This is a genomic window from Burkholderia pyrrocinia (assembly GCF_018417535.1).
Taxonomy (GTDB): Bacteria; Pseudomonadota; Gammaproteobacteria; order Burkholderiales; family Burkholderiaceae; genus Burkholderia; species Burkholderia pyrrocinia_E.
Map to the genome: position 1 here is coordinate 1,503,543 of NZ_CP070977.1, position 12,370 is coordinate 1,515,912.

General features: G+C 68.0%; 12 protein-coding genes. 3 read left to right on the top strand and 9 right to left on the bottom strand.

Annotated elements, in window-relative coordinates; translation table 11 throughout:
* Positions 1-205: 205 nt before the first annotated feature.
* The gene (locus tag JYG32_RS07070) at positions 206-1,426 is read left to right on the top strand and encodes a CaiB/BaiF CoA transferase family protein (protein WP_174383926.1); all 1,221 of its coding nucleotides are present in this window, start codon (positions 206-208) and stop codon (positions 1,424-1,426) included.
* A 49-nt stretch (positions 1,427-1,475) separates the two neighbouring features.
* On the opposite strand, the gene JYG32_RS07075 is transcribed toward JYG32_RS07070, so the two are convergent.
* On the bottom strand, positions 1,476-2,024 hold the full coding sequence (locus tag JYG32_RS07075) for an RBBP9/YdeN family alpha/beta hydrolase (protein WP_213265108.1): 549 nt from the start codon (positions 2,022-2,024) through the stop codon (positions 1,476-1,478).
* A gap of 164 nt (positions 2,025-2,188) precedes the next feature.
* On the bottom strand, positions 2,189-2,398 hold the full coding sequence (locus JYG32_RS07080; protein WP_213265109.1) for an ornithine acetyltransferase: 210 nt from the start codon (positions 2,396-2,398) through the stop codon (positions 2,189-2,191).
* Positions 2,399-2,650: 252 nt separating this feature from the next.
* On the opposite strand from JYG32_RS07080, the gene JYG32_RS07085 reads away from it, so the two are divergent.
* The gene (locus JYG32_RS07085) at positions 2,651-4,360 is read left to right on the top strand and encodes a glutamine--tRNA ligase/YqeY domain fusion protein (RefSeq protein ID WP_174383924.1); all 1,710 of its coding nucleotides are present in this window, start codon (positions 2,651-2,653) and stop codon (positions 4,358-4,360) included.
* A gap of 135 nt (positions 4,361-4,495) precedes the next feature.
* On the opposite strand, the gene JYG32_RS07090 is transcribed toward JYG32_RS07085, so the two are convergent.
* From JYG32_RS07090 to JYG32_RS07100, 3 genes are all read right to left on the bottom strand, one after another.
* Positions 4,496-4,966 carry an NUDIX hydrolase gene (locus JYG32_RS07090; RefSeq protein ID WP_174383930.1) on the bottom strand — a complete coding sequence of 157 codons (471 nt, stop codon included), beginning with the start codon at positions 4,964-4,966 and terminating at the stop codon, positions 4,496-4,498.
* A gap of 11 nt (positions 4,967-4,977) precedes the next feature.
* Positions 4,978-5,364, bottom strand: a complete 387-nt coding sequence (locus tag JYG32_RS07095) for an RT0821/Lpp0805 family surface protein (RefSeq protein ID WP_174383923.1) — start codon at positions 5,362-5,364, stop codon at positions 4,978-4,980.
* Positions 5,365-5,472: 108 nt separating this feature from the next.
* Positions 5,473-6,813, bottom strand: coding sequence for a cytochrome-c peroxidase (locus tag JYG32_RS07100; RefSeq protein WP_213265110.1), 1,341 nt, complete (start codon positions 6,811-6,813; stop codon positions 5,473-5,475).
* A gap of 222 nt (positions 6,814-7,035) precedes the next feature.
* Here JYG32_RS07100 and JYG32_RS07105 point away from each other — a divergent pair, with 222 nt between their 5' ends.
* On the top strand, positions 7,036-8,622 hold the full coding sequence (locus JYG32_RS07105) for an acid phosphatase (RefSeq protein ID WP_174383468.1): 1,587 nt from the start codon (positions 7,036-7,038) through the stop codon (positions 8,620-8,622).
* A gap of 109 nt (positions 8,623-8,731) precedes the next feature.
* Here JYG32_RS07105 and JYG32_RS07110 read toward each other — a convergent pair whose 3' ends face one another.
* The 4 genes from JYG32_RS07110 to JYG32_RS07125 are packed head-to-tail and all read right to left on the bottom strand — an operon-like array spanning position 8,732 to position 12,370.
* Positions 8,732-10,279, bottom strand: coding sequence for an alginate export family protein (locus tag JYG32_RS07110; protein ID WP_249744607.1), 1,548 nt, complete (start codon positions 10,277-10,279; stop codon positions 8,732-8,734).
* Positions 10,276-10,971 carry a YoaK family protein gene (locus JYG32_RS07115; RefSeq protein ID WP_213265111.1) on the bottom strand — a complete coding sequence of 232 codons (696 nt, stop codon included), beginning with the start codon at positions 10,969-10,971 and terminating at the stop codon, positions 10,276-10,278. The genes JYG32_RS07110 and JYG32_RS07115 overlap by 4 nt, the downstream gene beginning before the upstream one ends.
* Entirely contained in the window at positions 10,968-11,882 is a 915-nt protein-coding gene (locus JYG32_RS07120) for a glyoxalase (protein WP_213265112.1), read from the bottom strand. Before JYG32_RS07120 ends, JYG32_RS07115 begins: the two co-directional genes overlap by 4 nt.
* 26 nt (positions 11,883-11,908) lie before the next feature.
* A complete protein-coding gene (locus JYG32_RS07125) occupies positions 11,909-12,370 on the bottom strand; it encodes a DoxX family protein (protein WP_213265113.1) in 462 nt (153 codons plus the stop codon).

The following is a 12,370-nucleotide window of genomic DNA, read 5'->3' on the forward strand; positions in this document are numbered from 1 at the left end:
CCTTGGCGGGGCGCGCGGCGGCATGGATTCGGAAACGATCGATTATACGGGATCGGGGCCGGCTTCCGGGCAAAGCGCCGGCAAAGCGGCTCGGCCATCCGGCCGGCCCGGCCGGGCCACCCGCGCGGCCGATTCGCCGTAAGATGCTCGGCATGTCAATTCGCCTTGCCCGCCAAGGCCAGCCATGAAAGGAGACGATTCGACGATGGGTGCCCTGAGCCATATCCGCGTGCTGGACCTCACCCGCGTGCTCGCGGGCCCGTGGTGCGCGCAGACCCTTGCCGATTTCGGCGCGGACGTGATCAAGGTCGAGCGCCCGGGCGCCGGCGACGACACGCGCCACTGGGGGCCGCCGTACCTGAAGGACGCGGACGGCGCGGATACCGCCGAGGCCGCGTACTACCTCGCGGCGAACCGCAACAAGCGCTCGGTGACGATCGACATCGCGACGCCCGAAGGCCAGCAGATCGTGCGCGAACTCGCCGCGCAAAGCGACGTCGTGCTCGAGAACTACAAGGTCGGCCAGTTGAAGAAATACGGGCTCGATTACGAGTCGCTGCGCGCGGTGAAGCCCGATCTCGTCTACTGCTCGGTCACCGGCTTCGGCCAGACGGGCCCGTACGCGCACCGCGCGGGCTACGACTTCATCGTGCAGGGGATCGGCGGCTTCATGAGCATCACCGGCGAGCGCGACGGCGAGCCGGGCGGCGGCCCGCAGAAGGCCGGCGTCGCGATCGCCGACCTCGCGACCGGCCTCTACTCGACGATCGCCGTGCTCGCCGCGCTCGCGCACCGCGACCGTACGGGCGAAGGCCAGTACATCGACATGGCGCTGCTCGACGTGCAGGTCGCGCTGCTCGCGAACATGAACACCAACTTCCTCGCGAGCGGCAAGCCGCCGGTGCGCTGGGGCAACGCGCATCCGAACATCGTGCCGTACCAGACGTTCCAGACGAGCGACGGCTGGATCATCGTCGCGGTCGGCAACGACGGGCAGTTCCGCAAGTTCGTCGAGGCCGGCGGCCGGCCCGAACTGGCCGACGACGAGCGCTTCGCGACGAACCCGTCGCGCGTGCGCCACCGCGACACGCTGGTGCCGATCCTCGCGGAGATGGTGAAGGCGCGCGGCAAGGCCGACTGGATTGGCGTGCTCGAAGCGGCCGGCGTGCCGTGCGGGCCGATCAACGATCTCGACGAGGTGTTCGACAACGAGCAGGTCGTCGCGCGCGGGCTGCAGGTGTCGCTGCCGCACCCGTGCGGCGCGGACGTGCAGCTCGTGCGCAACCCGATCCGGATGAGCGCGACGCCGCCCGACGCGCGCACGGCCCCGCCGCTGCTCGGCGCGCAGACCGACGACGTATTGCGCGACATGCTCGGCTACGACGACGAACGAATCGCGGCGCTGAAGGCGAAACAGGCGATCTGACGGCCGGCCGCTTCAACGCCTCGCACGGCGGCGGCGGCCCGACCGGCGGCTACCTCGCGAGCGCGTCCAGCCAGCCGCGCGCGGCCGGCCAGTCGCCAAGCCCGCTGTCCGCGTTGATGTGGCCGCGCGGGCCGATGTCGCGAAATTCGCTGCCCCACGCGTGCGCGCAGCCGCGCGCGAACGCGATCGACCCGTACGGATCGTCGCTGCTCGCAACCACGCAAGTCGGAAACGGCAGCCGCTCGTGCGGCACGGGCCCGAAGCCGTGCGCGTCGGCCGGAAACGCCGGCCCGCCGGGATCGGGAAGCGCGACGAGCAGCGCGCCGCGCACTTTCGCGAGCGCGGCCGGGCGCGCATAGCGCGTCGCCCACCAGGCGGTCGTCAGCGTGCCGAGGCTGTGGCCGGCGATCAGCACGGGCCCGCACGCGGCTTCGACCGCGCGATCGAGCGCGAGACACCAGCCATTGCGGAACGCACGGTCCCAGTCGGGCATCGCAACGCGCGAGAAGCGTGCATCGGCACGCTCCCAGCGGCTCTGCCAGTGAAGCGGGCCCGAATTGGCGTAGCCCGGAAGGACGAAAACGAGGGGGTCGCTCATGGAGGAGTTCGTCGACGAATGGCGTAGTTTTGTAACGTCGACGAAGTGTCGCACACCCTCCTCTCCCTGATGCTGCCCGTCAAAAACCGGATGGGTGTGCGAAGGGCCGTGACGCGTTCAGGACGGCATCACGACCGGCCGGCGCTCGGTCGCGCCGGCTTCGATCAGCGTACGCCGGCGCCGACCAGGCCGCCTGCTGCCGCGCCGGCGACGGTGCCGACCGGGCCGCCCGTGATCAGGTAGCCGAGCGCGCCGCCCGCGGCCGCGCCGATACCGGCATTGCGTTGCGTATGCGTCATCGCACAGGCGCCGAGTTGCGACAGGGCAGCAACGATCACCGCGGTACGAACGAGAAAAGTGGTCTGCTTCATCATGGTTATTGGCTTCCTCCCGCCCTGCAATTACGCGAACGGCGGCATTGAATCGGTGAAGCCATCATAGGAAAACTCGAACGGCGCGGACAATCCGATTTACGTCGTGTTACAGCGGACACACTATGGAGATATTGCGGTACGTATCGCGAACGTACCGTGCCTGACCCGCAAGCCGCGCGGGACGGACCCCGGTCAGGTAGAATCACGGGATTAAACCGGCGCGACGCGCCGACACAACCTGACACCAACCGCATGAGCACCGAACGCAACGACGCCCCCGCGGCTTCCAATTTCATCCGCAACATCATCGACGACGACAACCGCACCGGCAAATGGGGCGGCCGCGTCGAGACGCGCTTCCCGCCCGAGCCGAACGGCTATCTGCACATCGGCCACGCGAAGAGCATCTGCCTGAACTTCAGCGTCGCGCGCGACTACGGCGGCGTGTGCCACCTGCGCTTCGACGACACGAATCCGGAAAAGGAAAGCGTCGAGTACGTCGACTCGATCGTCGACGCGGTGCGCTGGCTCGGTTTCGACTGGCGCAAGGACGCGGTCGATCACCAGTATTTCGCAAGCGACTACTACGACAAGCTGTACGAATTCGCCGAACTGCTGATCAAGCGCGGCAAGGCATACGTCGACAGCCAGAGCGCCGATGAAATGCGCGCGAACCGCGGCTCGCTGACGGAAGGCGGCAAGCCGTCGCCGTTCCGCGAGCGCACGCCCGACGAAAACCTCGACCTGTTCCGCCGGATGAAGGCCGGCGAGTTCAAGGAAGGCGAGCACGTGCTGCGCGCGAAGATCGACATGGCCTCGCCGAACATGAACATGCGCGACCCGGTGATCTACCGGATCCGCTACGCGCACCACTACCGCACCGGCGACGCATGGTGCGTGTATCCGATGTACGACTACACGCACTGCATCTCGGACGCGCTCGAAGGCATCACGCATTCGCTGTGTACGCTCGAGTTCGAGGATCACCGCCCGCTGTACGACTGGGTGCTGAACGAACTCGCGGAAGCCGGCGTGTTCACGCGCCCGCTGCCGCAACAGATCGAATTCTCGCGGCTGAACCTCACGTACGCGATCACCAGCAAGCGCAAGCTGCTGCAGCTCGTGACCGAAGGCCATGTCGACGGCTGGGACGACCCGCGGATGCCGACGATCGTCGGCGTGCGCCGCCGCGGTTTCACGCCGGAGAGCATCCACCTGTTCTGCGACCGGATCGGCGTGACGAAGATCGACTCGTGGATCGACATGAGCATCTTCGAAGGCGCGCTGCGCGACGACCTCGACGACAAGGCGGCGCGCACGGTCGCCGTGCTCGATCCGCTGAAGCTCGTGATCGACAACTATCCGGAAGACCTCGAGGAAGCGTGTACCGCGCCCGTACATCCGCACCATCCGGAGCGCGGCGTGCGCACGTTCCCGATCTCGCGCGAGCTGTGGATCGAGCGCGAGGATTTCGTCGAGAACCCGCCGAAGGGCTATTTCCGCCTGTTCCCGGGCAACAAGGTGCGGCTGCGCTACGGCTACGTGATCGAGTGCACGGGCTTCGACAAGGATGCCGACGGCAACGTGACGGCCGTGCACTGCAACTACTTCCCGGACAGCAAGTCGGGCACCGAAGGCGCGAACACGTACAAGGTCAAGGGCAACATCCACTGGGTCAGCGCGAAGCATGCGCAGCCGGCCGAAGTGCGGATCTACGACCGCCTGTTCAAGGAGCCGCACCCGGACGCGGGCGGCGCGAACTTCCTCGAAGCGCTGAATCCCGATTCGAAGAAGATCGTGCAGGCGTACGTCGAGCCGGGCAACAGCGACGTCGCGCCGGAAACGCGCCTGCAGTTCGAGCGGCACGGCTACTTCGTTGCCGACCGTGTCGATTCGAAGCCGGGCAAGCCCGTGTTCAACCGGATCGTCGGGCTGCGCGACAGCTGGGGCAAACCGGCCTGACGGCCGGCTCCGCGCGCGATGTACGGCACCAGGCCGCCGTCGCGCGACAACAAAAAAACCGGCCCGAGGGCCGGTTTTTTATTGCGTGCATCGAAGCGAATCGAAGCGATGCGGCCGCCGAAGCGCCGCGTTCACTCACGCGCCCGACAACCGCCGATGCAGTTCCGCCAGCGACAGCTTCGTGCGGAACAGCCGCGCGAGGCTGCGGCTCGCATACGCGTCGATGTCGCCCGGCACGGTCCAGCGGTACGCATCCATCTCGGGAATCATCGAGCCGTCGCGACGGCTCGGGAACAGCGACGTGCACGTGCAGTGCGCGGGATCGATCTCGCCGTCCGCCACCTGCACCGCGAACAGGTGCAGGTCCTTGTCGTGCCGGTACGCGAAGCGGCCAAGATCGAGCAGCCGGGCCGGCGCGAATTCGATGCCGGTTTCCTCGAGCAACTCTCGCAGCGCCGCGTCGGCCGGCGTCTCGCCGGGCTCGCCCTGCCCCTTCGGGATGTCCCAGTGCGTGGTATCCGTCGCATGCGCGAGGAACACGCGGCCCGCCGCATCGAGGATCACGACGCCGCACGACACCGTGCGCGGCGCGCCGCCCCGCTTCATCACGCGCGTGCTCAGCGCTTCTGCAACTGCCACTTGCCCGCGGCCGTCTTGCAGTAGACGGGCTTGAGCGTCATCGTCTGGCCCTTCGCGGTGATGTCGGTCGTGATTTCACGGCAGGTCTTGCCTTCCGTCTCGGTCGTGGTCGGCGTGAGCTTCGCTTCGATCTGCGTACGGCTGCCGCTGTTTTGCCACGTCGTCGTCTCGCCGTCCTTGGCTTCGTCGCGCACCTTCGCGGCGGCCTTCGACAGCGACGCCGTGTCGGCCTTGCTGAAATAGCTGAGCGGCGTGTCGTTCAGGAAGTTCAGGTTGTTCTGCGCATGGGCAGGCAGCATCGCGGCTGCGCACGCGGCGCCGGCCAGCACGCGCGTGACGACGGAAAGGGATGCACGCATCGACATGTTGTTCTCCTTGGATGTTCGATCGAACGGCGCGATGCATGCCGGCGAACCGGCACGCGCCACGCCCGCCAGCGAGCGAGCATAGCATGCGTGCCGCGTGCGACGCTTTTAGCGGGCCGCCTGTGTCGACGCCGGTTGATATCCGTCGGTCAGCGTACCCAGAAACGCGATCACGTCCTTGATCTCGGCCGCGTTCAGCGCCGGCTGCTCGCCGCGCTTGCGGTCGAACGGCGGTTCGCGGTTGATGTTCGGCCAGTAGCGCTTCGGCAGGTCGTCGTAGATCTGCACCTTGCCGTGCACGACCGGATAGAACTTCTCCGGATGGATGTCGCGCTCGACGTAGAAGCGCATCACGTCCTCGAGCGAGTGATACACGCCGTTGTGGAAGAACGTCTTGCGCAGCGCGACGTTGCGCAGCGACGGCGTGCGGAACAGCCCGCAGAATTCGTCGCGGCCCTTCAGGTCGGTGCGCTCGGGGCCGCACGCGCCGAGATCGTGGAAGCGCGGGTCGCGGTTGACGGGCAGCGCGCGGTTGCGCGGCACCGCGATCGCGATCAGCCCGAAATCGCTGAACTGCGGCGGGCCGCCTTCGAGCGTGCGCTGGCTGATGTGGCAGCTCGCGCAATTGCCCTTCTTCTCGTCGTTGAACAACTGCAGCCCGTGCAACTCGGCCGGCGTGAGCTGCGCGCGGCCGGCCAGGTACGCGTCGTACTTGCTCGTGTACGGATCGAACAGCGCAGGCTGCTGCTGGAACGCATCGAGCGCACGCAACACCGCATCGAAGGTCGCCCGATCGTCGCCGAGCACCCGCTCGCCGAACGCGTTGCGGAACGCGTCCGCATACGGCGCCGCGCGCACCGCCTGCGCGACCCGCGCCGGCGAGCTGCTCATCTCGAACGGCGACAGGAGCGGAATGCGCGCCTGCGCGTCGCGCGTGTCGACGCGGCCGTCCCAGGTCAGCCCGCCGGTCGGGCCCGCGTCGATGCTTTCGTCGCCCTCGTCGGGCGAATCGTGGAAGTGCTCGCTGAACGGCGGGATGCCGCGCACGTACTTCAGCGACGGCACCGCGCGGAACCCGGTGCGATGCATGTCGTCGCCGCCGAGCTGCACCGACAGCGCGTTCGGCGGCCCGAACGCATGTTCGGCGCTGTGGCACGACGCGCACGCGAGCTTGCCGGAGCCCGACAGCGACGGATCGAAGAACAGTTGCTTGCCGAGCGCCGTCATCTGCTTCACGCCCTCGAACACCTGCGCGCGCGTCTGCGGCTGGCCGGCCGGTGCGACCGCCGGCGCGGCCTGGGCGGCCGGTACGACGGACGCGGCCGGCGAATTCGCGCCGGGCCGCGCATCGCAACCGGCGAGCGCCGCGAGCCCGGCAGCCAGCGCCAGGGCCGCCGCGGCATGGATCAACGATCGCGCGGACGCAAAGGATTTCGGGGTGGTGGGCATCGTCGTTCTATTCGTAGCGGTGAGCAATCGGGCGGAGCTTATGTCAGTTCCGTGACCGTCGCATGACGTTCCACCGACAGTTAATTGAAAGCACCCCTACACCCGCCTGTCAAATGCGTTCCAGATAATGCGCGCAGCCGGTCGGCGCCCGGCTGCCTGCCGCGCCGGCCCTAAGCCAACCCGGTTCCCACACGCGACCAACGACGAAAGAGAGAACATCGCATGAAGAAGCACGCCTGGATTCGCTACACGCCGATCGCCCTCGCGGCCGCGCTCAGCCTGACCGCCTGCGGCGGCGACGATGTCACGCAACAGGGCCTGTCGGCCGTCAAGAACGTTGTCGTGATCTATGCGGAAAACCGCAGCTTCGACAACCTGTACGGCAACTTCCCGGGCGCGAACGGCCTGCAGAACGCCACGGCCGCGAACTCGGTGCAGAAGGATCGCGACGGCTCGACGATGGCGACGCTGCCGAAGATTTGGGGCGGCCTGACCGCGACCGGCATCACGCCGGCAGTCACCGAGGCGATGACGGCGAACCTGCCGAACGCGCCGTTCGCGATCGACGATCCGAAAGGCTTCAACCAGTCGATGAGCATCGCTACGCGCGACATCGTGCACCGCTTCTACCAGGACCAGATGCAGATCAACGGCGGCAAGAACGACATGTACGCCGCGTGGACCGATGCCGGTGGCCTGACGATGGGCCACTACACGCCGGACCCGTCGAAGCTGCCGCTGTGGAAGATCGCGCAGCAGTACGTGCTCGCCGACAACTTCTTCATGGGCGCGTTCGGCGGCTCGTTCCTGAACCACCAGTACCTGATCTGCGCGTGCGCGCCGTTCTACGCGAACGCGAACACGAGCCCCGCGGCAGGCAAGGTCGCCGTCCTGAACGCGGACGGCAAGTCGCTGAAGGTCGCCGCGAATTCGCCCGCGTCCGCGCTGAGCGGCCCGCCGAAGTTCGTCAACGACGGCGCGCTCACGCCCGACTTCTTCGCGGTCAACACGATGCAGCCGCCGTACCAGCCGAGCGGCAACAAGGCAGCCACGGGCGGCGACCCGCTGCTCGCCGATCCGGCCAACGGCTCGACGATGCCGGCGCAGACGTCGACCAACATCGGCGACCTGCTGACCAATGCGAACGTGTCGTGGGCATGGTACGGCGGCGCGTGGGGCCAGGCGCTGCAGGCGAGCCAGAACGGCACGTCGAACGTGATCTACGGCGCCGACCTGTCGACGCCGAACTTCCAGCCGCACCACCAGCCGTTCAACTACTTCGCGAACCAGGCGCCGGGCACCGCGAGCCGCGCGCAGCACCTGCTCGACGGCGGCGCGAATGGCGCCGAGTTCATCAAGGCGATCGACGCCGGCACGCTGCCGCAGGTCGCGTTCTACAAGCCGCAGGGCAACCTGAACGAGCACCCGGGCTACACGGACGTCACCTCCGGGGACCAGCACATCGCCGACGTGATCGCGCACCTGCAGGCGAGCCCGCAGTGGAAGAACATGGTCGTGGTCGTCACGTACGACGAAAACGGCGGCTTCTGGGATCATGCCGCGCCGCCGACCGCCGACCGCTGGGGTCCGGGCACGCGCATTCCGGCGCTGATCGTGTCGCCGTATTCGAAGAAGGGCTTCGTCGACCACACGCAGTACGACACGGGCTCGATCCTGCGCTTCATCACGCGCCGCTTCTCGCTGCCGCGCCTCGCGGGCCTGCAACAGCGCGACGACGCGCTGAAGGCCAACGGCGCGCAGCCGATGGGCGACCTGACGAACGCGCTCGCGCTGTCGCCGAACCTGTAACCTGCAACGGCATCGCGACGCACGGGCCGGCAGCGCTGCCGGCCCGGACGAACGAACGGCGGCCTCGCGGCCGCCCTTTTTCATGGGTGCGCGTTGCCGCGCCGCTTCGTCACCAGCCGTACTTGAGCTCGACGCCGGCATAGTCGGCGTTGTGCCCGCCCGCCTGCCGGATCGCGTCGCCGACCTGGAAATGCACGGCCTCGATCGCGCCGACCAGGTTCGCGGCGATCGTCCAGTCCGCCCGCAGCTGCACGTACATCCCCGTCCACAACCCGCCCTTGCCCGCCGTGCCCGGCACCACGGCGTTGCCCTGCTGGTAGACGGCGTCGCCGGTCGTCTCGCGCCACTGGAAACCGAGCGCGCCGAGCAGCGACAGGTCCGGCGACGGCTTCAGCGTCACCGACGGCTTCACGTGGATCAGGTTCGAGTAACCGGTGAAACCCGCGAGCGTGAAGTAATAGCCGTTCGGAAACAGCGGATTGAAGGTGCCGACACGGCCGTCGTGCGGATGCCGGTCGCCCGACGCCGCGTCGACCTGCAGCGCGACGCGCGGCGACCACGGTGCGTCGAGTCGATAACCGGCGATCGAACCGACGGCCCATGCGCGGATCGAGCTGCTGCCGACCGTGCCCGTCTGCATCATCGTTTCGAGATCCCAGTCGAAGCGGCCCTGCGTGCCCGTGTAGCGCAGGTCCCATACGTCGCGACGCTCGGCGCCGCTCGCATCGAGAAAACGCGCGTTACTGCGGTTGTAGCGCGACCAGTAGCCCGACAGGTCGCCGGGCCCGACCGATTGCCGCTCGAAGCGCACGCCGCTGAACGTGAGGTCGCGGTTCGATACATCGTCGAACGCGGACACGGTGCGGTTCTGCACGGGCTGCGTCGCGTACGCGATGAAGCGCCACTTTTGATATTCGTAGTCGACCCACACCGCATCGAACGCCTGCCGCACGTTCGGGCCGTCGCGCGCGGCGATGAAGCGCTGCAGGTCGAACGCCATCTCCTGGCGGCCGACGCGGAACTTGAACGTGCCGCCGCCGAGCGCGCCCGTGTAGGTCGCGAACGCCTGTTCGAGATCGAGCGGGTTCTTGTCGACCGGCGAGATCGTGTTCTTGCCGAACGCGCGGTCGTCCTGCAACTGCACGAAGAACTGCCAGTGCTGGCCGAGATGCGCATCGGCATGCACTTCGACGCGCTGGATCAGGTACGTATCCGATTGCGCGGAGCCGATCCCGAACAGCGGCGCGTCGTTGGTCTCCAGGCGCTCGCGCAGGTTTGCGCCGAGCGAAAGATAGGAGGCCGGATCGTTGCCGAGCGGAAGGTATTTCAGCCCGTCGAGCGGCACGCACGGATTCGCGAGCACCGACCAGTCTTCCTGCCAGCGGTTGAACAGCACCGTCGGCCGCTTGGCCGTGCACGTCGATGCGGGCGTACTGTCCGCCGCCGGTGCCGTCGCTGTGTCCGCGAACGCCGCGTCGGCACCCGCGAGCAGCAGCCCCGCGACCACCGATGCGCGGGCGACCCGGCCGAAGCGGCTGCGTCGCGTCGTCGCGGTACGCTGCCCGCTCGTCGCGGCCGTCCGTCCGCGACCGCGTGCATCCGTCCGGCCCGCTCGCCCCGCGTGGTCGCGACGCGTCCCGCCACGCCGCACGATCATGCCTGCTCCTGCGTAACGGTACGGGCGGACACCCCCACGCATGCCGCCAGCACCGCGAGCGCACCGGCGGGCGCAAGCAGCGCCCAGAACCCGACATGGCGAAAACCCAGCGCGCCGGCCGCCGCGCCCAGCGCGAACGCGACGATCGCCGGCCACATCTTGCCGAAGCGCGCCCGCGCGGCGGCGCGCACACTGTCGGCCGTGCCGGCGGACAGCAGGTCGACGACGTCGAGGATCGCCTGCGTGACGTTGCCGGTCATCACCGTGTTCGGCACGCCGGCACGCGCGATCACGCGCGGATGTGCGTTCTGCACGCCCATCGCGAACGTGCCGACGATGCCGGCCAGCAGCACCGGCAGGCTGTCGGATTGCGTCACGGGCGTCGCCCACATGCCCGCCGCGCAGAAGCCGAGCAGCAGCACGGCCTGTACCGTATGGAGCGCGCGCGCACCCTGCCACGCAGGCCGCCCGGAAAGCGCACGCGCAATCAGGCTGCTCGCGACGACGCCGCACACGAACGCGGGAAACACGCTGAGCTTCAGCAGGATGCCCTGCCCGAACCCCGCGACGCCGGCGCCGATCAACACGAAGTTGCCCGTCACGTGTGCGGTGAACAGCCCGAACAGCGCGACGAAGCTCAGCGTATCGACGAAGCCGGCCACCGCGGCAAGGATCGTGTCCTCGTGCTTCATCGTGCCGCGCTCGCATGGATCTCGGCGACGTAGCCGCCCGGGAACCGGACCACCGCCGCGTCACGCCCGTCCGCCGCGTACGACGGCACGAGCACGTTCACGCCCGCGGCCTGCGCCTTCTTCAGCGTCGCAGCCAGATCGGACACTTCATAGCCGGTCATCTCGTGCCCGTACGGATAAGGCAGATGGCCGTCCGTCACGAGCACGGTCATCTTGCCGAAGCCCGACGTGATGCGAATGCGGCGATAGGTGTCGTTCGGCCGGCCGATCTCGATGCCGGGCGCCTTGAGGTTGTCGGACACCACCTTGCCGTTCGAGAACTTGACGAAATCGTGGACGAACTTGCGCACGCTCTGCGGCGACACGTACACGCGATTCTCGGGGATGGTCTGCAGCGCGTCGTAGTTCGGCGCTTGCGTATGCCAGTAGAGCTGCATCTTCACGCCGCCCGTCCACGCGATCACGGCATCGCGGCCGATCGGATCGGGGAACGTGTCGACGATCACTTCCGCGCCATGCTCGCGCGCCACCTTCATCGCCGCGTCCATGTCGGTGACCAGGTAGCCCGTGCGTTCCGCGCCGAACGGCCATGGGGTCGGTGTCTTGAAGCCGAACACGGAGATCGTGCCGGACGGCGTGAAGACGAGCTGCGACATCGTCTGGCTCGGCGTCGGCGTGACCTGGAACACGCCCTGCTTCGACTTGCTGCCGCCGAACGTCGCGACGAAGCTGTCGGTGAAGCGATCGAAATCCTCGGGCGCCACGTACACGTGCGTCGTGTCGTATTGCGGCCCGACGGCCAGCGTCGGCGTGGCCGCCGGCGGCACGGGCGGCTTCGCGAACGCGGCCGGCGCCGCGACGAGGCCCGCGGCGGTCGCAAGCGCGAGCAAGGCGGAACGAAACGTTTTCATCACAGGATTTCCTTGTTGTTTCATCGTCATGGAGTGGTACGGCCGTTGCCGGCCGTGTGCTTCGCATCGGCGAGCAGCGTCGCGAGCACGAGTGCGGCGATCAGCCCGAGATGCTCGAAAAAGCTGTTGAGTGCCATGAAATGATCAGCGCCGCTACGGTTCCAGAAATCGTTCGCCACCGCCATCGCGACCAGCGTCAGCATGCCGAGGCTGCCGGCGCCGAGCCACGTGAAGCGGCGAAATACCACGCACAGCGAGCCGGCGATCTCGACCGCGATCGCGAGCGCCGCCCAGAGCGCGGCCGGATGCAGGCCGAAATGCGCCTGCTCGGCGACCGCGCCGTCGAAATCCAGCGCCTTCGCGACACCGCCGATCAGGTAGGCGGACACCAGCGCGAGACGCGCGAGCGGCAGGACCCACGGCTGCGCCAGCAACGCGCGGACCCACGCCGGGTTGTCGAAGCCGCCGCGATCGGTCGACACGGCCAT